At 40.6% G+C, this 24137-nt stretch carries 19 protein-coding genes; 8 read left to right on the top strand and 11 right to left on the bottom strand.

Annotation, left to right across the window (positions count from 1 at the left end; genetic code table 11):
- Positions 1 to 40 precede the first annotated feature (40 nt).
- The 5 genes from nusB to WG989_RS19505 all read left to right on the top strand — a co-directional run bounded on the left by nusB (position 41) and on the right by WG989_RS19505 (position 3168).
- Positions 41 to 967, top strand: coding sequence for a transcription antitermination factor NusB (gene nusB / locus WG989_RS19525; RefSeq protein WP_340431760.1), 927 nt, complete (start codon positions 41 to 43; stop codon positions 965 to 967).
- A 43-nt stretch (positions 968 to 1010) separates the two neighbouring features.
- A complete protein-coding gene (locus tag WG989_RS19520) occupies positions 1011 to 1454 on the top strand; it encodes a DUF1573 domain-containing protein (protein WP_340431758.1) in 444 nt (147 codons plus the stop codon).
- Positions 1455 to 1465: 11 nt separating this feature from the next.
- A complete protein-coding gene (gene yajC, locus WG989_RS19515; RefSeq protein WP_340431757.1) occupies positions 1466 to 1798 on the top strand; it encodes a preprotein translocase subunit YajC in 333 nt (110 codons plus the stop codon).
- 99 nt (positions 1799 to 1897) lie between these two features.
- Complete coding sequence (coaE, locus tag WG989_RS19510) at positions 1898 to 2503, top strand: dephospho-CoA kinase (protein ID WP_340431756.1); 606 nt, start codon at positions 1898 to 1900, stop codon at positions 2501 to 2503.
- 11 nt (positions 2504 to 2514) lie between these two features.
- Positions 2515 to 3168, top strand: a complete 654-nt coding sequence (locus WG989_RS19505; RefSeq protein WP_340431754.1) for a CPBP family intramembrane glutamic endopeptidase — start codon at positions 2515 to 2517, stop codon at positions 3166 to 3168.
- Between the two features lie 78 nt (positions 3169 to 3246).
- Here the strand turns inward: WG989_RS19505 and porQ are convergent, their stop codons facing one another.
- From porQ to pafA, 3 genes are all read right to left on the bottom strand, one after another.
- Entirely contained in the window at positions 3247 to 4311 is a 1065-nt protein-coding gene (gene porQ, locus WG989_RS19500; protein ID WP_340431753.1) for a type IX secretion system protein PorQ, read from the bottom strand.
- A gap of 204 nt (positions 4312 to 4515) precedes the next feature.
- Entirely contained in the window at positions 4516 to 6939 is a 2424-nt protein-coding gene (lon, locus tag WG989_RS19495) for an endopeptidase La (protein WP_340431752.1), read from the bottom strand.
- 105 nt (positions 6940 to 7044) lie between these two features.
- Positions 7045 to 8697 carry an alkaline phosphatase PafA gene (gene pafA / locus WG989_RS19490; protein WP_340431751.1) on the bottom strand — a complete coding sequence of 551 codons (1653 nt, stop codon included), beginning with the start codon at positions 8695 to 8697 and terminating at the stop codon, positions 7045 to 7047.
- 149 nt (positions 8698 to 8846) lie between these two features.
- Here pafA and WG989_RS19485 point away from each other — a divergent pair, with 149 nt between their 5' ends.
- Entirely contained in the window at positions 8847 to 10148 is a 1302-nt protein-coding gene (locus WG989_RS19485; protein ID WP_340431750.1) for an aminotransferase class I/II-fold pyridoxal phosphate-dependent enzyme, read from the top strand.
- Between the two features lie 310 nt (positions 10149 to 10458).
- Positions 10459 to 12930 (top strand): T9SS type B sorting domain-containing protein, encoded by a 2472-nt coding sequence (locus tag WG989_RS19480; RefSeq protein WP_340431749.1) that lies wholly within the window; start codon positions 10459 to 10461, stop codon positions 12928 to 12930.
- A gap of 71 nt (positions 12931 to 13001) precedes the next feature.
- Here WG989_RS19480 and lolA1 read toward each other — a convergent pair whose 3' ends face one another.
- Together lolA1 and WG989_RS19470 are read right to left on the bottom strand one after the other, a co-directional pair.
- On the bottom strand, positions 13002 to 13667 hold the full coding sequence (gene lolA1, locus WG989_RS19475; RefSeq protein WP_340431748.1) for an outer membrane lipoprotein periplasmic chaperone LolA1: 666 nt from the start codon (positions 13665 to 13667) through the stop codon (positions 13002 to 13004).
- Positions 13668 to 13879: 212 nt separating this feature from the next.
- On the bottom strand, positions 13880 to 16396 hold the full coding sequence (locus tag WG989_RS19470) for an FtsK/SpoIIIE family DNA translocase (protein ID WP_340431746.1): 2517 nt from the start codon (positions 16394 to 16396) through the stop codon (positions 13880 to 13882).
- Positions 16397 to 16729: 333 nt separating this feature from the next.
- On the opposite strand from WG989_RS19470, the gene WG989_RS19465 reads away from it, so the two are divergent.
- Positions 16730 to 18400: a sensor histidine kinase gene (locus tag WG989_RS19465; protein ID WP_340431744.1), complete on the top strand. Its 1671-nt coding sequence runs from the start codon at positions 16730 to 16732 to the stop codon at positions 18398 to 18400.
- Here WG989_RS19465 and WG989_RS19460 read toward each other — a convergent pair.
- The 6 genes from WG989_RS19460 to WG989_RS19435 all read right to left on the bottom strand — a co-directional run bounded on the left by WG989_RS19460 (position 18397) and on the right by WG989_RS19435 (position 24132).
- Complete coding sequence (locus WG989_RS19460; protein ID WP_340431742.1) at positions 18397 to 18792, bottom strand: DUF423 domain-containing protein; 396 nt, start codon at positions 18790 to 18792, stop codon at positions 18397 to 18399. The genes WG989_RS19465 and WG989_RS19460 overlap by 4 nt on opposite strands.
- Positions 18785 to 19291: a shikimate kinase gene (locus tag WG989_RS19455; RefSeq protein WP_340431741.1), complete on the bottom strand. Its 507-nt coding sequence runs from the start codon at positions 19289 to 19291 to the stop codon at positions 18785 to 18787. The genes WG989_RS19460 and WG989_RS19455 overlap by 8 nt, the downstream gene beginning before the upstream one ends.
- Before the next feature lie 240 nt (positions 19292 to 19531).
- Positions 19532 to 21448, bottom strand: a complete 1917-nt coding sequence (rpsA, locus tag WG989_RS19450) for a 30S ribosomal protein S1 (protein WP_340431740.1) — start codon at positions 21446 to 21448, stop codon at positions 19532 to 19534.
- Between the two features lie 273 nt (positions 21449 to 21721).
- The gene (locus tag WG989_RS19445; protein WP_340431739.1) at positions 21722 to 22519 is read right to left on the bottom strand and encodes a TspO/MBR family protein; all 798 of its coding nucleotides are present in this window, start codon (positions 22517 to 22519) and stop codon (positions 21722 to 21724) included.
- 49 nt (positions 22520 to 22568) lie between these two features.
- Entirely contained in the window at positions 22569 to 23480 is a 912-nt protein-coding gene (locus tag WG989_RS19440) for a 1-acyl-sn-glycerol-3-phosphate acyltransferase (RefSeq protein ID WP_340431737.1), read from the bottom strand.
- A gap of 118 nt (positions 23481 to 23598) precedes the next feature.
- Positions 23599 to 24132, bottom strand: a complete 534-nt coding sequence (locus tag WG989_RS19435) for a hypothetical protein (RefSeq protein WP_340431735.1) — start codon at positions 24130 to 24132, stop codon at positions 23599 to 23601.
- Between the last annotated feature and the right edge of the window lie 5 nt (positions 24133 to 24137).

Below are 24137 nucleotides of genomic sequence, written 5' to 3'. Positions count from 1 at the left end.
ATGCTTATCTTTGCCGTTTGTTAAACAAGTTCTTTCATAAATGATCAGCAGAAGAAACATACGGGTAAAGGTGATGCAGACATTGTACACCTGTTCTACGAGAGAAGGTGATATCACCAAGTTAGAAGCTATTCGCACATTAGATAAGCATGTAGACCAAAGCAGACAATTATTTGTTGTACTGATTTACACATTAACGGAAATTGCACGTTATGCAGAAACAGATGCACGTCAAAAAGCATCGAAACATTTGCCTACGGCCAAAGATCTGAGCATCAATACAAAAATTGCCGGCAACCGTGTGTTGTGGCAAATATTGGAACATCCTTCTTATGCCACAGTGGTTAAGGAGATCAAGCCGGAATTGATGGGAATGGAAGAATGGGTGCGGAAATTGTACAATGAATTGGTATTGTCGGATGTTTACCATCAATACATCAGCCGTGAAAGCCGTGAGAAAAAAGATGAAAAAGATATTCTCGAATTCATTTTTACCGATCTGATGCTGCCGAATGACGATTTCGTTTCGTTTATTGAAGAACGGTTTCTCCATTGGGAAGATGATGCAGAAATGATAAACCTCCTGATGCTGAATTTATTACAGAAACCTCATACCGGCGATTTTCAGCAATTTGTAAGCAACGAAAAACTCAAGTTTGCAAAGGACCTGCTGGTAAGCGTAATTGAAAAGGAAGAGGTGTGTAACGAATACATCAAAGACAAATTACAGAACTGGGACCCGGAGCGTACAGCAGCATTGGATATGATCCTGATGCGCATGGGTATTTGCGAATTTCTTTTCTTTGAAACGATTCCGCCAAAGGTGACGATCAACGAATACATTGACCTTGCAAAGGATTACAGCACCCCCCAAAGCGGTCATTTTGTAAACGGTATCCTTGACAGCATCCACAAAGAACTGGCAGCTCAAAACAAACTGCATAAAGTGTCTTTTAAGAAATCATAATCACCGCTTTCCTTTACATTTGCAATCCGATAAACAGATATATATGAAACATTTGATTCTATTATCCACCTTCATTGCATTCCTCACAGCTTGTGAAAATGCAGACAAACAAACAACTGATGCTGCAGCTCCCGTAGCAACAGAACAAACAGTAACAGACCTTCCGGAAGTTACAACTGTTCAATGGCTCGACTCAGTACAAAATTTCGGCAAAGTAACCGATGGTGAAAAAGTAGTGATCACCTTCCATTTCAAAAATACCGGCAACAAGCCCCTGATCATTTCCAATGTACAGGCAAGTTGCGGTTGCACCGTTCCATCAAAACCGGAAGAGCCCATTGCTCCCGGTGCAGAAGGAAAAATTACTGCCGAGTTTAACAGCGAAGGCCGTGTAGGTAAAGCAGCAAAAAATATTACCGTTTCAGCAAACACAAAAGAAGGTATTACCAGCCTTTTGTTTGAAGGCGAAGTACTTCCTAAAAAATAAAAAACAAACACATGTACGAACTACTCTTATTTGCAGGCGATCCCAAAGGCGGCGGCGGAAGCATCCAGTTAGTATTTCTTGGATTAATGATCTTAGTATTCTGGTTATTCATGATCCGTCCGCAAGCTAAAAAAGCAAAACAACAAAAGTCATTTATTGAGAACCTGCAAAAGGGCGATAAAGTTGTAACCATTGCCGGCATCCATGGTGTGGTAAACAAAGTGAATGAAGATGGCACGCTTTCATTAGAGATCAACCCTGGCAGCTATATTAAAATTGAACGCAGCTCTATCAGCTTGGATTGGACAACACAGCTGAACAAAGTTGCTACAGATAAAAAATAATCTTCAGCCGATAGTACATAGCCGGTAGTTATTAGTCAGAATAGTCAACATGGATCGGGCTAACGACTAACAACTATCGGCTATCGGCTTCTTAAAACAATGTTGAAGATCGGATTAACAGGAGGCATCGGCAGCGGCAAAACCACCGTTGCCAAAGTACTTGAAGTGCTGGGCATTCCTGTTTACTATGCTGATGAAGCCGCAAAAGAACTGATGTATAAAAATGAGCTGTTAAAACAACAGCTCATTTTTCATTTCGGTAAGGATACGTATTTCGAAGATGGGCAACTGAACCGTAAACATCTTTCAGCAATTGTATTTACAGATAAAGAAAAACTGGAATTGCTGAATAGCCTTGTTCATCCTGTTACCATTGCTGATGCAAAAGAGTGGTTCAGTAAGCAAACAGCTCCCTATGTAATTAAAGAAGCTGCCCTGTTGTTTGAAAGCGGAACAGCAGAAGGTTTGGATAATATCATTGGTGTTACAGCCCCCGTCACACTTCGTATCAAACGTGTAATGGATCGTGATAATGTAACAGCAGATGAGGTGAAACGAAGAATGAACAATCAACTGGACGACAGTATAAAAATGAAGCTCTGCGACTTTGTATTGCAGAATAACGAACAGCAATTACTACTGCCACAGATTGTACAATTACATGAAGAACTGATCAGGCGATCAAAGGAGGAGATGAAGAAATGAGTTTATTGTTTATGATAATCATTGCGGCCGGTCTTCCGTTTCTCACAGCGTTGAGTTATAAAAACATACGCAAGATGGAAGCGGAAATGGAAGGTGCACAAATTGCGAAAGTTCCGGTGTACCTGCAAAGCATGTTGATGCAGATCATTCTTTGTGTACTTGCATTTTTTGCTGCCCGCAGTGAAAAGATCAGTATTTCATTTACCAGCCAGTTTACAATTGTGTCTGTTGCAGCAGCAATTGGATTGATTGGCGTTGCATTACTACTCGCCTATTTATCTCAAAAATTTTCAAACGAAAAAGACGACAGCACACTACATCATATTTTACCTGATACCGGGTTGGAACGTGTGTTGTGGGTGTTGGCTTGTGTAGTTGCGGGTTTTTGCGAAGAATATATTTATCGTGGCGTGTTGTTTCAAATGATCATGGGTTACATGGATCATATCTGGATACTGGCGGCCGCACTCAGTGCAATTGTATTTGCGTTTGGGCATGGTACGCAAGGTGAAAAAGCGATCATCCAGATCATACCATTTGCGATCGGCTTTCAGTTTCTTGCATGGATCAGCGGAGGATTGCTGTTACCGATGATCGCTCATTTTATCTATAATATTCTGGTTGAACTTTTATTTGGAGCGAAAATCAAACGAGACGCAGTTTGATCGATGGGCAATAGACAATAAGCAAAGTGTTCTGAAAGTTGTAATCAAGCTTCACTATTAGTTTTTTGCTAATTAAATTTACCATCCAACCTTCTCACCCCAACTTCCCAATCCGAACGATCGATTGAGCGGCATCGTTAATCCAATTTGATTATAGGCTGTGTTGTTTTGAAAATGCGTTCTTGCATAGCGCAACTGTAATTTTGAAAACAGTACACCAGCACCCAGCGAAAAACCCGTAAGGCCATTTCCTCCGTTTGATACTTTTAATTCTTTTCCACGTAATACGTTATACGCTGCCGTTAGTTCAACCCGCTCTCCAATGAGTATTTGTGTTGCAAACACAAAATGTTGAAACAGTTTATCAAGTGTGAATTTTTTCGTTGATACATTTTCAAATCCATTATCGTTGTTGAACAGGGTATCGTTATACAAAATATCAAAGCGATGCAGATGATGTGCTGTCAACGAAAAACGGATGGGCGCTTTGGCCAGTCGTTTGGAAATACCTGCTTGCAAATCGAATGGCAACTCTTCCGGTTCAGCAGGATTGTATCGCTTCAATTGTCCACCCATGTTTACCGCTACAATGCTTGCCTGCAAAAAGTTAGCGGTATCTCTGTATAAAACGCCTACATCGGCAGCCATTGCAGATGAACGGTACATTCCATAATTGCTTGCAACAAATTTTACTGTTATTCCATATTTCCAACGGGTCAGATATTCTCTGCTTGCCATCAACTGTACCACATAATCCCGTGGACGGTAAACACCCTCTATATTTCCCGCTGCATCTGTTTGTTGTGTACTGCCATAATCGAAATACAAAACACCGATGGCAAAATTTGTTTGCAGCTTTGGATGCCGATAAGCCAGCATCCAATGGACATTATTGACACCTGCAGCAAGTGAATTAAAATTCGCCACCATTTGTGTGTGCATGGCTGAATCGAGTTGCGAAGGATTGACGAAAGCCAGCGACAGATCATTCGATTGATTGGTCAAATTAATTCCACCTAAAGCTGATAACTGCGGCGAGGCAGGAAAACGCAGAAAATTATACGCACTGCTGCCACCAAGTGTTTGTGCAAACAGGCTGCTGTTGATAAAGAACAAACTCACAAAACATACCAATCGGATCATACAGGAATTCTAAGCCTGTAATTTAGGCAAAAACGAGAAAGGCTATTCAGGAAGAGAGGATATATAAAAAATATCCCCCATGGAAATGGGGGAATCTCTTTAACCCTTAAAACAACCAACATGAAATAAATTCATATTTGTTGATAAGAAGAACAAGCTTGGATTTATTTAGTTCAGCCAAAGGCCAACTTTTTTTCAAAAAAATTAAAGCAATGCAAGATCCAGAACCTGCTGCATGCTTTTTACATAATGAAACTTCATTCCTTTAATGTATAAAGAATTGATTTCCTGTACATCTTTTTCATTCTGCCAACAAAGGATCACTTCTTTGATACCTGCACGCTTCGCTGCTAATATCTTTTCTTTAATCCCACCAACTGGCAATACTTGTCCACGCAGTGTGATCTCCCCTGTCATTGCAAGAAAAGGTTTTACTCTTCTGCCGGTAAATGCACTGCTGATGGCTGTAAGCATGGTGATACCTGCACTCGGGCCATCTTTCGGCACTGCCCCTTCAGGAACATGAATATGAATATTTTTCTTTTGAAAATCATCTGAATCCACTCCGATCTTTTTGGCGTTGGCTTGCAGATAACTGAGAGCGGTAGTCGCACTTTCCTTCATCACATTACCGAGATTACCGGTTAACCGCAACTCTCCTTTGCCTTCAGCAAGGCTGGTCTCAATAAAAAGAATTTCGCCACCAACTGCTGTCCATGCAAGACCAACAGCAACACCCGGCATGTTCGCCGTTTTATAGATCTCATTGCTGTAACGGGGTTTACCTAGAATGCGTTCAATATCATTGACCGTTAACGTAGGTTTCAGTTTTCCTTTAATGGCAACTTCTTTTGCCTGTGAACGCATGAGCGATGCAAGTTGACGATCGAGTTCACGAACACCACTTTCACGTGTATAATCTTCAATTACTTTTCGCAGTACGGTATCGCTGATCTTGAACGGAATTTTTACAAGTCCGTGTGCTTCGATCTGCTTTGGAACAAGATAATTTTTAGCGATCTCAATTTTTTCCTCTACTGCATAACCACTCAGATCAATAATTTCCAAACGATCCCGTAATGCAGGTTGAATAGATGCTAAACTGTTGGCCGTCGCCACAAACAACACTTTACTGAGATCATATTCCAGTTCAAGATAATTATCGTAGAATGTATGGTTTTGTTCAGGATCGAGTAACTCAAGCAACGCACTGGAAGGATCGCCACGAAAATCGTTCCCCAGCTTATCAATTTCATCGAGGATCATTACAGGGTTCGACGTTTTTACTTTCCGCAATGATTGGAGGATACGGCCCGGCATTGCGCCGATATATGTTTTGCGATGACCTCTGATCTCGCTTTCATCATGCAAACCACCAAGACTGATACGCACGTACTTACGGCCAAGTGCAGACGCTACGCTTTTTCCCAATGATGTTTTACCAATACCGGGAGGACCGAGTAAACACAATATGGGGCTCTTCATATCGCCCTTCAACTTGAGTACCGCTAAATATTCAAGAATGCGTTCTTTTACTTTTTGAATTCCGTAGTGATCATGATCCAATACTTTTTTTGCTTTCTTGAGATCGTATTGATCGATGGTATATTCATTCCACGGCAGATCAAGCATCAGATCAAGATGATTATACACCACTGAATAATCAGGAGTAGATGGATGCATGCGTTCCAGCTTCTCAATGCCTTTGCGGAACATTTCTTTTGCAGCATCACTCCACTTTTTATTTTCTGCTTTCTTCTTCATCTCCTGGATCTCCAGGTCGTTTGCATCACCACCTAATTCTTCTTTGATGCTTTTCATTTGCTGCTGCAGAAAATAATCACGCTGCTGTTTATCCAGCTCGGTTCTTGTTTTATTAGTGACTTTGTTTTTCAGCTCTGTGTACTGCAGTTCTTTCTGCAACAACGTAAGCAACATTTCAGCACGCAGCTTAATGGTTTTTGTTTCGAGCAAACGTTGCTTATCGGATATATCACTATTAAGATTGTTGCTTACAAAATGAACCAGGAACGCCGGGTTCTCAATATTTTTTAAAATGATCGATGCTTCACTCGGAATATTTGGCGACAGTTGAATGATCTGTGCCGCCATATCTTTGATCGATCCCGCAACTGCTTTAAAATTTTCATCCTCCGGAGTTGGTTCTTCCTGCAACACTTCAATGCTTGCTTTAAAGAACGGATCATCGGAAGTAAGCATGTTGATGCGGAAACGTTTCTTCCCTTGAATGATCACGGTTGTTCCGCCATCCGGCATTTTGATGAGCTTCACCACTTTTGCAATAGTGCCTGTATATTCAAGATCAATCACTGTAGGGTCTTCTACATTGCTGTCTTTTTGAGCAACAACACCTACAAGTTTGTTTGTTTTGTATGCTTCATTAACTGCCTGTATACTTTTATCTCGTCCTACAGTAATGGGAAGTACAACACCCGGAAACAACACCGTATTTCGTAATGGAAGAATCGGCAATTCATCGGGTATATCAACCAATTCATCATTGTCTGATTCTGCTTCGTTTAGTGGGATGATGGGTAAAAAATCAACATCTTCATCAGACGGACGTAAGAATAAATTCTTTTCATTCATAGTTTTCGCTTTAGTCATTTTGACAGATAAGCCCCTCGAAAAGGGGCTTTCTGTAATTCTTTATCATAGTGCCAACATTAATGCCAGAGGCAGGTCAACTGCTAAATCTTCATATCCGGATTTTTATTGCTGGAGTACCGGAAGAATAGGTTTTCCAACGCAACCACTCGGCATCTGTATTTTCAATAATGCTGCAAGAGTTGCTGCAATATCTGTCATGTAAACTTCCTGATTGCTTTTGCCGGGTTTGATTCCCCATCCGTACCAAAGCAAAGGAATATGACTATCATACGGGTTCCACAAACCATGTGTGGTTCCGGTAGGGCCACCATCGATCCAACCCGGTGCAAATATGATTTGAATATCGCCGCTGCGTTTCGGATGCCAGCCATTACCAATCCTTTCTTTTACTAAAGCCGCCATGGGCTGCATCATCAACATGTTCATTTCAAATACACGATCAACACCTTTGATAGCACGTGCATAATTCATCACTGTTTGCACAATTGCTGAACGATCGAACTTTGCTGAATCAATTACATGCTGATTGATGGTTATCTGATAATTGTAGGCACTCAATACCAGATTATCAGCACCATATGCAGCTTTCAATTGTTTGTTCAAATCGCTCACCATTTTGTTATCATCTACAGCACCGCCAGGCAATTTATGTTCGGTTGAAAAACCAGGTACATGCGCCACACCATGATCGGCTGTAAGAAAACTTACATACTGTCCTTTACCAACCGTTCTGTCGAGATAATCAAACAGCTCACCGAGATCTTTATCCAGACGTAAAAAACCATCTTCAGCTTCAATTGAGTTAGGACCAAATGCATGACCAATATAATCAGGTGATGAAAAGCTTACTGCAAGAAAATCTGTAACAGCATCTTTGCCCAACTCTTCATTTGCAATTGCTTCTTTAGCAAGCATCATCGTTAACGTATTTCCATGCGGCGTTGAAGAAACTGTTCCGTAGTTTTTACCAACAAACCGTTTCAAATCATAAGGGAAACCTTTCTGCTCAGCGCCAAATGGTTTGGCTTCATAATCGTTTTCATCTTTCGTGCTTTGCCCATAACTGTTGATGGGATACATGGTGTTCCAACCTTTCGCATAAAATGCATCCACATGTTTTTTATCGTTGAACGATTTTACCCATTGTGGCAAATCATTCATGTAATAAGTTGAAGTGATCCAGTTACCATTGCGTCCATCGTACCAATAAGCTGCATCAGCGCTGTGACCTGCCGGCAAAATTCCTCCACGATCTTTGATAGCGATACCAATTACTTTACTGCGAAAGTTGGTTGCCAGTTTTAATTCATCACAAATAGTAGTCGCAAGCATATTACGTGGACTCATTTCACCTGCGTTGGAAGTGCTTCCAACCGTTTTTACAGTTTTGTCTTCGCTGCAATAAACAATTCGCTTCAGTTCATTATCGTACCAGGCATTACCGGTAATACCATGCACAGCAGGTACACTGCCGGTATAAACAGATGTATGGCCACATGCAGTTACGGTAGGTGCGTAGTTGATGAACGCATTTTCACAACTCATACCTTGGTTGAGCATGCGTTTAAATCCTCCATTGGCGGCATAACGGTCGTAAAAGCGATAGAGATAATCCCAACGCATTTGATCAACCATAATCCCTACCACGAGTTTCGGACGTTGAACAGTAACGCCCGCCTGATTTACTGTTGAAGTTTTCTGTGCCGTAAGCTGCAAAGAGCTAAGGATTAAAAGAAAAGAAAATACAAAACGCATACATTTGATTTAGAGGGGTAAAGATACCGTTGATTGCCTGTTTACAAAGTGATTTTTGTGCAAACGAATCTCTTCGTTTTCATCCTTTTCTGATCGGTGTCAAAACCTTACCTTTGCCGCAAATTTTTCACCCTTAACAATTTCATCATATGGCAGATATTTTTGAGAAGATGCTTAAGAATTCCGGACCAATTGGTCAGCACAGAGAAAGAGCACACGGTTACTTCGCTTTCCCCAAACTGGAAGGACCTATCAGCAGCCGTATGATGTTTCGTGGCAAAGAGAAAATTGTGTGGAGTCTTAACAACTATCTCGGTTTAGCCAATCACCCGGAAATACGTAAAGTGGATGCCGATGCAGCAAAAGAATGGGGACTTGCCTATCCAATGGGTGCCCGTATGATGAGTGGCAACTCAACGCTGCACGAACAACTGGAAAGAGAACTGGCCGAATTTGAAGTAAAGGAAGATGCGATTCTGTTGAACTTCGGTTACCAGGGAATCATGAGTACGATCGATGCGATCTGCGGCCGCCATGATGTAATTGTGTATGATGCAGAAAGTCATGCATGTATCATTGATGGTTTGCGTTTACATCCTGGTCATCGTTATGTGTTTAAACATAATGATTTGGAAGATTGCGAAAAGCAATTACAACGTGCAACAGCACTTATTGAAAAACAAGGTGCAGGTGGTATTCTGTTGATCACAGAAGGTGTGTTTGGAATGGCCGGTGATCAAGGTAAACTGAAAGAGATCTGTGACTTGAAGAAACAATATGATTTCCGTTTATTGGTAGATGATGCACACGGTTTTGGTACACTTGGTAAAACAGGTGCCGGTGCAGGTGAAGAGCAAGGCTGCCAGGAAGAAATTGATCTTTACTTCAGCACATTTGCAAAATCAATGGCATCGATTGGTGCGTTTTTAGCTGGGCCAAAAGCAATTATTGATTATATCCGTTACAACATCCGCTCCCAGATATTTGCCAAGAGTTTACCAATGCCGATTGTGGTTGGCAACTTGAAACGTTTGGAAATGTTGAAGACAATGCCAGAACTGAAAGAAAAGTTATGGAGCAATGCTCAAAAATTGCAAACAGGGTTAAAAGAAAGAGGATTTGACATTGGTAAAACAGACAGCCCCGTTACTCCAGTGTACATGAGTGGAGGTGTTGAAGAAGCAACTGCAATGGTGATGGATCTGCGTGAGAACTATCACATTTTTGCTTCTATTGTTGTTTATCCTGTTATTCCAAAAGGACATATCATTTACCGTTTGATTCCTTCTGCGGCACATACTGATGCAGATATTGAACAAACACTAACTGCCTTCTCCGAAACAAAAGCAAAGCTTGATGCTGGTGCTTATAAAGTTGAAGCTATTCCTGATATGGCTGATGTAAGCGGCAAACGATTTGATTACATGACCGATCGTTTAAAAAACAAATAAACTTAAATGAAAAAGCCCGCCACTGCGGGCTTTTTCATTTATATAACAGGAATTAGTTCAATATTACAATACACAAGGCAGATCAACTGCTTAACTTAGATAAGGCCTTTTCTAATTTTCGAATGAACTCTCATGCAGAAATTACGGTAATTCCTATGGGTTTCCCTCATATCTCCTAATTGTTCCCTACTACTATATACGATTGGGTTGTATTTTTCGTTTCTCTTCTTTATTTTCGAGCTGTTAACCGGAACGTACCCTGTTGACAAACGACATAAACCAATATTCTATTCGATCCAAAAACAACCACATGAATTGGATAAGTAAAACCTATTTAATACTAACCTGCTTTCTGCTTTCAACTCTCAGCACCTTTGCACAGATTGATACTGAATTTTGGTTTGCTGCACCGGACATTTCATCAAGCACCGGTCTTGACCAGCCTGCTTTCTTGCGTATTGCGTCTTTCAAAGAAGCTGGCACCATAACAATTTCTCAACCTGCCGCAGGAGGACTGCCCACACAAGTAATTAATCTGCCAGCTAACTCGAGTGCATCCATCGATTTAACAGCATGGTTAGGTTCAATTGAATGCGGACCTGGTAATGCAGTGCAGAATAAAGGGATACGAATTGTTTCTACAGCACAGATATCCGTTTATTACGAAGTGAACCACACGAGTCGTAATCCTGAGTTATTTGTATTGAAGGGAAAGAATGCGTTGGGGAATGATTTCTTTATCTCATCGCAGAATGCAGGACCAAACACGTCAACACATAACCCCTTACCTTACTCTTCATTCAATATTGTTGCATCGGATGATAATACATCAGTAACTATTACACCTTCAAAAAATATTGTTGGGCATGCTGCAGGTGTACCATTTACGATCACACTTAACCGAGGTCAAACATATGCAGCCATTGCTACTTCACAGGCAGCAGCGGAGCATTTAGGAGGTTCCAGAGTTACATCAACCAAACCGATAGCCATAACGTTAGCTGATGATCTGGCAACATCACCTGGTTATGCCTGTGCTGATTTGATTGGTGATCAAACCATTCCTACCAATATCATAGGCACGGAATATGTTGCGACAAAAGGTTATTTATTAGGCACGCAGGAAAAAATCTATATTACTGCAACTACCAATGCTACAACAGTATCGCAAGATGGGATTGTAGTTGCTACTATAAATGCAGGGCAGTCATTTCAGGCAAATCTTTCTAATTCATCAACATATATTGTGGCTTCAAATCCGGTTTATGTGTATCAGATCTCCGGTATTGGCTGTGAATTAGGAGGTGCTATATTGCCACCAGTAAAATGTACCGGTAGTTTGGCTGCAACATATACCAGAAGCAGCAGTCGTGCAAATTATCTAAATGTATTGGTGAGAGCCGGAGGCGAATCTTTCTTTAAAGTGAATGGTAGCAGCAGTGTTATTACTGCAACAAATTTTACCCCCGTACCTGGCTCGGCAAATCAATGGCTGTCAGCAAGCATCTTATTATCGAATTCGATTTCAGCATTAAACGCCCCTGTTACAATCACAAACTCCCGTACGTTCTTTCACTTAGGTGTACTGATCGGAAATGACAGAGAAGGAACTGCATTTGGTTTCTTCAGCAGCTTTAATAACAACTATGCGAATGCAAGTACAAAGACTCCACTTATTTGTGATGGTGGAAGGATTGAACTGTTTGCTGACACATTGCTTACCGCAACTTACCAATGGGCGGGACCAAATAATTTCATCAGCAACCAACAAAACCCTGTTATTACAAACGCATCTGTTTTGAGTGCAGGTAAATATTATTTGACCGTATCGCTGCCTGGTTGCGGCAACCAGCTTGATTCTGTCACAATTGGAATTGGTGGCAGTAAAACTTCGGCTGTAAGCCAAACAATTTGCGAAGGCGATACACTGGAGGGTTATACCACAACGGGCGTATACATCGATACATTAAGAACAGCACTTGGTTGCGATAGTATCCGAACACTAACGCTTACGGTGCTTCCAAAATCTGTTCTTACAATTACTGAAACAATTTGTGAAGGCGATAGCTTCCTTGGCTACAACCAAACCGGGACTTACATTGACACCTTGGTTGCAGCAAATGGTTGCGATAGCATACGGACATTAAACCTAACTGTATTGCCAAGTTCCAGAACAACTTTAGTTGAAACAATTTGTCAAGGTCAAACATATCTTGGCTATTCCATTGCAGGCACATATGTTGATACATTGGTTGCAGCAAATGGTTGTGACAGTATCCGAACGTTGGTGTTAAATGTAGATACTCAACCTCGTCCGAATCTTGGACCCAACAAGGAATTGTGCACAGGTGATACCTTAGAACTATATCCGGGATTATTTTCCGCCTATTTATGGCAGGATAATTCAACCAATGATCGATTGGTTGTAAACCAAACAGGTACTTATTCAGTAACTGTAACCAATGCCTGTGGTTCTGCATCCGATGAAGTGATGATCCGAAGTGTAGACTGTGTCATTCTCTTCCCCAATGCATTTACACCAAATGGTGATGGCAGAAACGATCAGTTTAAAATTTTGAATGCATTTAATTTGCAAGACTACTCGCTTTCGGTTTATAACCGATGGGGACAGATGGTTTATTCATCTACTGATTTCCGACAAGGATGGAATGGTGAAGTAAAAGGCAAGCCACAAGATCCCGGCACATTTGTATACTTCTGTAAATACATAAAAGATAATATTCCCGTAACAACAAAGGGCAGCTTTATCCTGATCAGATAACAAACAGCTCCTGAAAAATAAAAAGAGCCGCAACAATAGTTGCGGCTCTTTTGTTTATAAATCAAGTTTTTTTATCGAAGATCAACTACTTCAACACCCGGATATTTTGCTTTGTCGAATGCAAATTGAGCATCGGCTATTGCAGCTTTTCCATTGAGTGAAGAAACGGTGTATGTGTATTTATTACCGCTTTTCTCCAACACCTTCATACTGTAAATTGTTTTGGCAGCCTTATCAACCCAAACAATTACTTTAAAAAACGACTTTGTTTTATCGAAAGGTGTTAACTCAATTTCCTGTAATGTTTTTCCTGCTTCTTTCTTATCACCATTCAACTTATAAAGAAAATCTTTATCATAAAAATTGGTAAAAATCTTTTGTGGTGTGATCGAACTTTGCGACTGATCGTATTTAGAGATCGTTACTTCATTTACTGATTTATCGTATGTCCAGATATTCACACCATCGCAAAATATATCCTGTGCGCCTGTAATGGTTACACGATACTTAGTTCCTTTTGTGTAAACTGTACCTTTTTTAATACCTAATACTTTCCCTTTTGCGTCTTCATTTTTAAACGAGAACAAAGCTTGTACAGCTTTAAACGTTTTGAATTTTGCACTTACAGCATCCAATACTTTCTTTGCCTCAGGGTCGCTTTTACCCATATTGGAAGTTTGCCCCATACCGGACATGCTTGTGAGAACGATGGCAACAATTAATAAAACTGGTTTCATTCGATCGGTTTTCGTTTAACTTGTTAATATTGTTAGTGATTTTTTCTGCATCACCGGCTTTCTGATAGTTGAGATAGCAAATGAAGATGATAGGTTGCAACGTAATAACTTAAGATTTTGCTTTGCCCCGAACTAAACAAATGTAGGGCCGCAAAGATAGGCATCTGTCCTGTAATTGGGTAAGCAGTATGCATTCGCCAAACTTTAACAGCTTATCCCATCATTTCAAGGTGCTGATCGAGCTCAGCTTCGGTTTTAATAAGCACATCTCTTGCTTTGCTTCCCTGGCTTCCACCAACTATACCGGCAGCCTCCAACTGATCCATTAAACGCCCTGCCCTGTTGTAACCCAGCTTCATACGGCGTTGGAGCAATGAGGTAGAACCAACCTGATTCTGTACGATCAATCGTGCCGCATCTTCAAATAACGGATCACGGTCGCTCAGGTCAAAATCTTTACTCTCCAGCTCCTTCTCATCAATATACTCCGGCAGGAGGAACGCCTGCGGATAACCACGTTGCTTGCTGATAAAAGAAACGATATCATCGACCTCAGGTGTATCAACAAACGCACATTGCAAACGGGTAAGCTCTCCATTATAACTGATGAGCATGTCTCCTTTACCAATCAACTGCTCTGCACCACCCGTATCAAGAATGGTACGACTATCGACTTTAGACGATACCTTAAACGCAATCCTTGCTGGGAAGTTGGCTTTGATGGTTCCGGTGATAATATTTACAGAAGGGCGTTGTGTGGCAATGATCAGGTGAATACCAACAGCACGGGCCAACTGTGCCAAACGGGCAATCGGCATTTCAACTTCTTTACCAGCCGTCATGATCAGGTCGGCAAATTCATCCACAACCAATACAATAAACGGCAGGTATTGATGACCTTTTTGGGGATTGAGTTTACGTGCTACAAACTTTTCATTGTATTCACGTAAATTACGGCAACCCGCTTCTTTTAACAGGTCGTAACGGTTATCCATTTCAATACACAATGCATTCAATGTATTGATTACTTTCTTAGTATCTGTAATGATCGCTTCTTCTTCGCCTGGGAGTTTCGCAAGAAAATGTTTTTCAATGTGACGATACAAACTCAACTCCACTTTCTTAGGATCAACCAACACCAATTTCAATTGTGATGGATGCTTTTTGTACAACAAGGAAACAAGAATAGCATTTAATCCAACCGATTTACCTTGACCCGTTGCACCCGCCATTAGCAAGTGCGGCATGGTGGTTAAGTCAACAATGAAATTTTCATTGTCGATCTTTTTACCAATAGCAATAGGCAACCCAAAATTGTTATGCTGAAATTTTTCAGACGCTAACAATGTTTTCATACTCACCACTGTCTTCTTTACATTCGGCACTTCAATACCAATTGTTCCTTTACCGGGGATTGGTGCAATGATACGTATGCCCAATGCAGCAAGACTTAATGCAATATCATCTTCCAGATTTTTAATACGTGATATCCGCACACCAGCTGCCGGTACAATTTCATACAATGTAACTGTAGGACCAACGGTTGCAAATATTTTTTGAATTTCAATATCGTAGTTGCGAAGCGTATTAATGATCTGGTTCTTGTAGTTCTCCAATTCATGCGGATCTTGCACAATTTTTTCGCTACCGTGATTCTCCAATAAATTCAACGATGGAAACTTATAATCTTTCAGATCAAGAAACGGATCATACGGAGGCAGGTTTTCAACCACCTTTTTTTCTGAAGGCGTTTCCTCGTCTTCTTCTTCTTCCGGCTCAGCATTTTTTATCTCCAGCGCCAAATCACTTTCTGCTAATTCATCTTTAGCAGATTTTCTCGGCTTCTCAATAACCGGAATCTCCATTTCTACTTTTGGTTCATCTGCAACCGGAGGTGCATACACATTTATTTGCTCCTTTGCTAACTCTTCCTTTTCAATCACCGAAAATTCGTGTAAAGGATTTGCATCATCTTCAGGAAACGTTGGTGCTGTAAAAGCCGATTCTTTTTTAAGCTGATTATTTGCTTGTTTATCTTCAACCAGATCGATCACCAAAGGCTGGGTTATTTCTTCAGGAAGCGGATCAACAACAGGTTGTTTTTGTTTCTTAGCAGGCAGATTAAATACAGGATTGAAGCGCCAGATGAAATAAGAAACAGCCGCTAAAGAAAGGATAAGTCCGGTACCAGTTGTACCAACAAATCCACTTAACCAACCGGAAGCATAATTACCAAAAGCACCACCCCACGGAAAGCCAAATCCCTGCATAAAAAAGGAAAAGAAAACCGGAAGAACCAACAACCCTACCAATACATATTTGAGATTACGGGCCATAGAAAACAACTTCTTTCCAAAAAGGAAGTTAGCGCCTACAATAAAAAAGAATGTGCAAACGAGGTAAGATGCAACACCAAAGCCTTTATAAAAAAACAGGTGCGATATCCATGCACCAAAACGACCAAGCAAATTATTTACCTGCATTTCTTCATTGAATAATACCCCGGTTGCATAGCGCAACACTTTATCCTGATCTTCTTTCCAGGTAAACAGGTAGGAAGTAAATGCAATGAACAATACAAGCGAAGTGATCAGGAAAGCAATGCCGGTGATCTTATGCGTTCGTTCATCCTTCACCAGTTCCTTCATCGTTACCTGCTCCTCCTTTTCCTGCTTCAGTTGTTCAGGGTTACCCTTTTTCTTCTTTTCCTTCGAGCGGTTTCCAGCCATACGAACAAAGATAAAGAATGGGAACATCCTAACAACCGGTAAAAGAAAAGCAGTTTCCTCAAAAAAATTTTTATCTTGATGCGGAACTTCTGCTTCATGAAAAAATACTGCCTGCCCATTATTCTGTTCCTCTTGCTGTTTTCCACGGCCAGGGCTCATGAGGATACCAGCCTGTCGGTGATTTATACATCAACGGTAAAGAACCTGCATTTTTTACCGAAAAATATGCATGTCTTTATTGACACAAATAACAATACCGATATCCAGACATTACGGGGAATCAGGTTTCTTCACCTCAACGAAAAGCATATAAAACCCCCAAAAAAACACCTGATGATCGATTCAAAAGTGTACCTGCTTTTTTGGATCAACAATGATGAAGACAAACCCCGTGATTTTTTTATCACGCCAGGTATCTATGCAAAAGAATGTGTACTCTTTACAAGAATAAATAATGATTTTCCCTGGAAAGAAATTCCAGAGCAAATTGATCCTGATAAAAATGAAGATGCCTACCGCTATTTCACCATACAACCGGGAGTGGAAATGCAGATACTGGTACGGAGCCGTTATGCAAAAACCAATATCATTACCCTTAATCCCTACCTCATCAATCCAATCTTTTTTGAGGCCCATGTAAATAATATTCACACCAACTGGTATGGCGTAAACACATTTACCTATGTACTTTGCGGCCTTTTACTGATGATGTTGCTGTACTCTCTTGCAAACTATGTACAGAATTACAAACGGGCTTTTCTTTACTATTCCATCTATGCTTTATGCATGGCAGTCTTGTTGTTTTTAAAGGCAGCACTTTATAAACGATCAACACCATTCAATTTTTTTAATGAAGAGTACCTCGATTATTTTTTGCAAATGCTGGGGTATATTTTCTACATCGGTTTTACCCGTATGTTTCTTGATACGCCTAAAAAATTTCCTACACTCAATAAAATGTTCATTATTGCAGAAGTAGTTTTGGGTGTATTTCTTATCATTTTTTCGGTTTTTTACTTTACAAATTCACCTTACAACAACCTCGCATTTGTTGAAAACGCCAGCAAATTTTTTCTCATTTTTCTAGGTCTGATGTATATTATTCTGGGGATTGTGAAACGAAACCGGCTGATGAATTACCTGTTGGCTGGCAACGTATCAAATCTGCTGATGGGCGCTTTCTCACAATACCTCATCCTTGTGCCAACAACTAACATTGTACCCGCTACCGGTTTGTTCCGTCAATCGCTGGTGTACTTTGAAGTGGGAATATTTCTTGAACTCATATTCTTTCTGCTTGGTCTTGTTTATAAAAACAAAATTGAACTGATTGAAAAAGTAAAGATGGATGAAGCCATTAAACAAGAAGCGGAAAAACAGGAATACGAAAAACAAATCGCTGTATTGAGCGCCCAACAGGATGAACGAAGCAGAATTTCGGCTGATATGCACGATGAGTTAGGGAGCGGTGTTACTGCCATTCGTTTGCTGAGCGAAATTGCACGGCAGAAAACCAAAGCACAACCAATTGATGAAATTTCCCGCATATCCTACAACGCAAATGAACTGATGACCAAAATGAATGCGATCATCTGGAGTATGAACCCTGGTAATGATACAGTGAATAGTCTTGTAGCCTATATCCGTTCATATGCCTCTGAATACTTAGATAATTTCGATATGGAGTATCATATCAATGTTCCTTCTGAAGTTCCCAATACAATGATATCGGGTGTAAAACGAAGAAATATTTTTCTTGTATTGAAAGAATCGATCAACAACGTAATGAAGCATGCGGCCGCAACAGAAGTAACCATCAGCATTCAGTTCAATCATCAAATGATCATTGAGATCAGCGATAATGGCAAAGGAATTAACACGGAGCAACTCAATCAATTTGGCAATGGATTAAAAAACATGCAGCGACGTATGGAAAGTATAGGAGGAAACTTTTCTATTTACAATAACAATGGAACAACAGTAAAAATGGAAATTCCTTTTTAGGATTTCGGTAATGTTTTTACGCCCATCAACAAACACAACCAGCCAGTAATAAAACAAATACCACCAAGCGGAGTAATGGCACCTAACCAGCCAACACCTTCAACTGAAGCAGCTTTTAAAAACGTCATAGCATACAATGAACCACTGAAAATAATAATGCCGGTTATAAATAAGTAACCAGCACGCTTGTACCAATCATTCGTTCCACTTTTTAATAGCAAGCCTGTTATTGCCAGGGCAATTACATGATAGAAATGATATTGTACACCTGTTTGATAAGTTTCGATTGCATGTTCGTCTACCATTTCTTTCAATGCATGTGCACCAAACGCACCCAATGCAACAGCCAATGCCCCAAGTAAAAAGCTGATCGATAAAAAACGCTTATCCATTCCGTCGTATAATTTTATAAAAGTTATCCAAACTCATAAATTCAGCTGGCAAATGATACATAGCCTGATGATAGCAGCTTTGACGTTCTGCAAGTTTTGCTTCAATGAACTGGGCCAACACTTCATCATCCATACCTGCTATCAACGGACGGGTTTCTTTTTCAACATGCAACCGCTCAACCAATTGCTGTACGGTACTTTTAATATAGATGGTAATGCCGTGTTCATTCATCCGCTTCATGTTGTTATGAAAACAAGGGGCTCCTCCCCCACAGCTTAAAATAAAATTATCCAGCTTCATGTAAGTACACAGCGTTTCTTTTTCCATTTGCCTGAACGCTTCTTCTCCCTTTTCTTCAAAAATGGCTGTTACTGATTTGCCTTCACGCTTTTCAATTTCTTCATCAAGATCGTAAAATTTCAAACCATATTTTTCGCTCCATAGTTTACCCCAGTAAGTTTTTCCGCTGCCCATAAATCCGGTAATGAAATAACGCATGAAGGAGTTGGTTGTTTGCTACGAAGGTAATGAATGATGAGTGATGAATAATGAGTGATGAATAATGAGTGATGAATGATGAGTTTGGTGCAATCACTTAACTGAGCTTTATTAAGTGAATGGTTACTGGTGGATTGTGAATGAAACTTTTAGGCAGAACTCACAACTAAACGCTCACTACTCAGCAAAAAAAAGCCCATCGTTTTTCAACGATGGGCCTGTATTGAAAGTTGCGTTAAATTAACCTTCTTTTTCTTCGCTCTTCGCTTCATCAGCTGCACCGCTGTCTAACTTTTTCTTTAAGTCAGCCAGTACACCTAAATCACCAAGCGTGGTTTTTTCCACTTTGCTTTGTACGTCTTTCACCGCTTTCTTGGTGCGTACTGCATCAGCTTGCTTTTCTTTAAACTCAGCGTTCTTTTCGTCTGCAATTGCTTTCTCCCATATGCGTGCATGACTGATCACTACACGTTTTTCGTTACGATCGAATTCGATCACAACAAACTGTGCAGTTTCATCGGCCATTACCTGCTTACCATCTTCCTTGTTGAGGTGACGGTTTGGAGCAAACCCCTCGATGCCATAAGGCAATTGTACAATTGCACCTTTGTCATCTTTCTTCGTTACATGTCCTTCATGAACAGTACCGATAGCGAAGGTTTCTTCCAATGCATTCCAGGGATCTTCTTCCAGTTGTTTGTGGCCCAACTGTAATTTGCGATTTTCCTTATCAATGCTGAGGATCATTACGTCGATATCCTGTCCAACCTTTGTGTATTCACTTGGGTGGTTGAAACGCTTGGTCCAGCTGAGATCACTGATGTGGATCATACCGCCGATACCAGCTTTCAGTTCAACAAACACACCATAAGGAGTAATGTTTTTCACTAAACCTTTGTGCTTGCTTTCAACAGGGAATGTATCTTCAATTGTGCTCCAAGGATCCTGACTCATTTGCTTAATGCTCAAGCTCATCTTACGGGAGTCTTTATCAAGCGTTACAATTTTCGCTTCATGTTCGTCGCCCATTTTGAAGAATTCTTTTGCATTTACCGGCGTGTTAGCCCAGCTGATCTCACTTACGTGAACCAAACCTTCAACACCTGGCATGATCTCTAAGAATGCACCGTAGTCTTCGATATTCACTACCTTACCTTTTACGGTATTACCTTCAGCAATGTCTTCGCTGAGTGTATCCCAAGGATGCGGAGTCAATTGTTTCAGACCAAGGCTGATACGCTTTTTGTCATCGTCGAAGTCGAGAACTACAACGTTCAATTTCTGATCCATCTTCAACACTTCTGTTGGATGGTTGATACGGCCCCAACTGATATCAGTGATATACAACAAGCCATCAACACCACCAAGGTCAAGGAACGCACCGAAATCGGTGATATTCTTGATAGTACCTTCCAGTACCTGACCTTTTTCTAGTTTGCCCATGATCACCGCACGTTGTGCTTCAATATCGCTTTCGATCAATGCTTTGTGACTTACAACAGCGTTCTTGATGGTTTCGTTGATCTTCACCACTTTAAACTCCATTGTTTTGCCAACAAACTGATCGTAATCTGTTACAGGCTTCACATCAATTTGTGAACCTGGTAAGAATGTTTCCATTCCAAATACATCAACGATCAAACCACCTTTGGTTTTGCTGGTAACAGTACCGGTAACAATTTCGCCGGTTTTGTGCACTTCCATAATACGCTCCCATGCACGTGTGATACGGGCAAGCTTGCGGCTAAGATGTAAGTGACCTTCCCTGTCTTCTTTTTCAACAACCATTACTTCAACAGTGTCGCCGATCTTTAAACCTGGCAAATCACGGAACTCGTTCAACGAAACAAGACCATCACTTTTAAAACCAATGTTTACAACCACATCTGTTTTTGTTAATGCCACAACCTGGCCATCAACAATTTCAGCATCGTTTACTTGCTTGAACGTACCATCATAAACTGAATCGTACTTTTCACGTTCTTCTTTGCTGTAGATTGCTACGTTGCGCTTGTCAACGCTCCAATCAAAATCATCATGAGCAGTTTGCTCAACTACAGGTGCCTTTGTTGTCGCTGTAGATGTTTCGGCAACTGGTGTTGCTTCCACGTTCTCCTGTGCATCAGCGTTTGAGTTAACAATTTCGTTTTCTGACATAAAATAGCCCCGATTTGTTTAGTTGATTCGGGGGTGCAAATGTAGGCTAAAAAGCCGGTGAGGCAAGAGGTTTGAGCTTGGTTTTTTTGAAGAAGGAAAAGCATTTTTTGGTGCCGGCCAAGGTATCTCATGGAATCGCCTGTTGCCACGCTCGTTTCAGGGTTCCGAATTCTGATTTTCAGCGTGTTACGAGTCAGGCAACTCCAAAGCGACCAGACTACAAAAAGGCTCAAGACCGGTTCAATGCACTATAAAAACAAGCTGGCTTCACAATTATGTGTGAGGTGATGGTCTCTTAACAGTTGCCCTACGCAGCAATCCAATCACAATCATTACCAAACAAAGGCTTATTCCTCCATATGCAATCGTTACAATTTCACTATACTCTTTTTGTGAAACAGAAATGCCATACAAGGCCCATGCTACCACCAACGTGTAAAAAAAATCTCTGCGAAAAATAGAGAAGAATGCACCTAACAGTGCGGCGATGGTAATCATCATACAACTCCACATCACTGCATCAATACCAAAGCCATTCCAATTGTAATGCACTAACAAAGCCGTTGTATTGGCAATCGTTGCTACACTGATCCAACCGAGGTACACAACAAACGGAACATAAAGAAACAATTTTTGTATACCGGTCGATTGGGTTCGATGTGGTTGCAGTTTTTTATAGATCACAATAAGTGTCACTAAAAATCCCAACATCAAAACCAATGATAATTCGATCAATAACATGTGCCACATCATGATCCATACAGCATTCAACGCACAGGTCAATATGAAATAATTGGCAGTCGTTATGACTGCTTTCGATAATGGATTTGCTTTATCCCGTTTCCACAATACCGATGTGCTGTAAATAACATATCCCAACAGAAGTAAATAAATAATTCCCCAAATACTGAATGTAAAACCAGCCGGCACAAACAGGTTGGGATACATATCGCTGATCTCACCTGTGTTATAACCATTCAGGGGTAAGCCATTGGCTAATGCATTCATGGTGATCATGAAAACAAAAAACAGAAGTTGAAGAATGGCAAGTTGCTTTGTGTTTGTGATCATGGCCTGTTCGTTTTAATTTATTATAACAAGCAGAGAAGCTTGCTGTTCATTATTTCCAAAGTACATAACTTTTTGCAAGCAGCGGCATTATAGCAACCACACCCAAAGCCCACCATGCTCCAACGAATGAGCAAACGATCAATCCAACAATGAGTAAATAGAATGGATACAAAAATGCCAACAAACTAAACAAGATACTATCGTAGTACTGCTCTGCCTGTAACTTCCAGGCAAGCCTTTCCAACGGCAGGTAAAAAACAATATGCGTTACAACTCCAAGCATTGCAGGTAAAAACAACAATAATTTTGGAATCCTGAAACCGGGAGCATTAATTTTTTCTGATAAATGCTGTAGTTCTGTTTCTGCTTTTTTATTAATGGCCACCATTGCCGCACCCGTTTCCATTTTTCCATTCAATACTTCTTTCCCAAACGTAGAGCCGTAGTTGATATCGATTTCCTTTGGAAAATCAACAAACGAATTATAACGTAGCCATACCGGCAGAAACCTTACATCTAACCCATCTTCCCATGCCTGCAATAACATGCGTGGTGCACCTTTTTTCAATGGTGTTTGTAATGTAGTTTGATGTTTACAAAACCCTTCTACAAATATGAGTACATGCTCTCCACGTTGTAAAATTTTCCGAACCTCCTCAAAGCTTGCATCGTTATTGCCAAGCTGCCCTTTCCCATCGCTTTTGCGATAGATCGGAATCATATTTACAGAACGCAGTATTTTTCGAACCAGCGGATGTTTGAACACACCACTGCGTGTAATAAAATGAACCCGATGATCCATGTTCGAACCAACTAAAAAGGCATCAAGAAACGAGTTGGGATGATTAACGCCTACAATTAACGGTGTTACAATTTTAGCTGCTTCACGGTTATAGATCCCGAGCCGCTTCACGTACACCCACAAACTGAACCGTACTAAGTATTTGAAAAAAATATACATTGGATAAGCAGTAATTAAGTGCGACAAAGTAAGGGAAAAAACCAATGACGAGCATTGCCCTAACTAAAAACGCCACCCCTTAGACCGGGATGGCGCTTTAATATTGCTAACTACCTGATTATTGCTCTAACACAAGTTTCCCTTTTTCATCAAGAAGCAACGTTCGCTTTTTACCAGCTTCATTTAAAATTATCTGAAACAGATTTGGATTTTTTGGCTTTTCGATCTTAATGATGTCTTTTGTTTCACCCGTTGGAAAACGGCGCAATATTTCATCCATTACAGAACGTGGCGCCTGTTCTCTTGTTAAGGGTGTTCTTGTATCAACACGTTCGCCATTGCTGTGGTATGTAGCGGTTGAACGCCAAACTCCATTACCAAACACAACTGTCCAATCACCACGGTTCTTGGTCCAGGTTGCGTTGGTTGCGTTCGGATATTCTGCGACAAATGAGCTGCGTACTTTGGTGGGTATATTCTTCCTTACTTTGCTGTTGCCGTTCTGCTGTGCATCATCGTTACTGTTGCCTTTGTTAGTTTGAGCAGGATTTTCTGTTTTCTGTTTGTCTTTATTTTTTTCTTTACTTTTTCCCTGGGCAAAACCAATTAAGCCTGCAACGAGAAAAATACTGAGCGCAAGAATTTGTTTCATTTGTA

The sequence above is a fragment of the Lacibacter sp. H407 genome (assembly GCF_037892605.1).
Lineage (GTDB): Bacteria > Bacteroidota > Bacteroidia > Chitinophagales > Chitinophagaceae > Lacibacter.
Note: the sequence above shows the minus strand (reverse complement) of the source record. Positions and strands in the feature narration are given on the sequence as shown.

Bases quoted from the DNA above. Each gene is read 5' to 3' on its own strand.
- porQ (WP_340431753.1), bottom strand. From the start codon at position 4,311: ATGATCCGATTGGTATGTTTTGTGAGTTTGTTCTTTATCAACAGCAGC.
- coaE (WP_340431756.1), top strand. From the start codon at position 1,898: ATGTTGAAGATCGGATTAACAGGAGGCATCGGCAGCGGCAAAACCACC.
- pafA (WP_340431751.1), bottom strand. From the start codon at position 8,697: ATGCGTTTTGTATTTTCTTTTCTTTTAATCCTTAGCTCTTTGCAGCTT.
- yajC (WP_340431757.1), top strand. From the start codon at position 1,466: ATGTACGAACTACTCTTATTTGCAGGCGATCCCAAAGGCGGCGGCGGA.
- WG989_RS19455 (WP_340431741.1), bottom strand. From the start codon at position 19,291: ATGCGTTATTTCATTACCGGATTTATGGGCAGCGGAAAAACTTACTGG.
- WG989_RS19465 (WP_340431744.1), top strand. From the start codon at position 16,730: ATGATCGATTCAAAAGTGTACCTGCTTTTTTGGATCAACAATGATGAA.
- lolA1 (WP_340431748.1), bottom strand. From the start codon at position 13,667: ATGAAACCAGTTTTATTAATTGTTGCCATCGTTCTCACAAGCATGTCC.
- WG989_RS19445 (WP_340431739.1), bottom strand. From the start codon at position 22,519: ATGATCACAAACACAAAGCAACTTGCCATTCTTCAACTTCTGTTTTTT.
- WG989_RS19470 (WP_340431746.1), bottom strand. From the start codon at position 16,396: ATGGCTGGAAACCGCTCGAAGGAAAAGAAGAAAAAGGGTAACCCTGAA.
- WG989_RS19435 (WP_340431735.1), bottom strand. From the start codon at position 24,132: ATGAAACAAATTCTTGCGCTCAGTATTTTTCTCGTTGCAGGCTTAATT.
- WG989_RS19440 (WP_340431737.1), bottom strand. From the start codon at position 23,480: ATGTATATTTTTTTCAAATACTTAGTACGGTTCAGTTTGTGGGTGTAC.
- WG989_RS19485 (WP_340431750.1), top strand. From the start codon at position 8,847: ATGGCAGATATTTTTGAGAAGATGCTTAAGAATTCCGGACCAATTGGT.
- WG989_RS19460 (WP_340431742.1), bottom strand. From the start codon at position 18,792: ATGGATAAGCGTTTTTTATCGATCAGCTTTTTACTTGGGGCATTGGCT.
- WG989_RS19520 (WP_340431758.1), top strand. From the start codon at position 1,011: ATGAAACATTTGATTCTATTATCCACCTTCATTGCATTCCTCACAGCT.
- WG989_RS19505 (WP_340431754.1), top strand. From the start codon at position 2,515: ATGATAATCATTGCGGCCGGTCTTCCGTTTCTCACAGCGTTGAGTTAT.
- WG989_RS19480 (WP_340431749.1), top strand. From the start codon at position 10,459: ATGAATTGGATAAGTAAAACCTATTTAATACTAACCTGCTTTCTGCTT.
- lon (WP_340431752.1), bottom strand. From the start codon at position 6,939: ATGACTAAAGCGAAAACTATGAATGAAAAGAATTTATTCTTACGTCCG.
- nusB (WP_340431760.1), top strand. From the start codon at position 41: ATGATCAGCAGAAGAAACATACGGGTAAAGGTGATGCAGACATTGTAC.
- rpsA (WP_340431740.1), bottom strand. From the start codon at position 21,448: ATGTCAGAAAACGAAATTGTTAACTCAAACGCTGATGCACAGGAGAAC.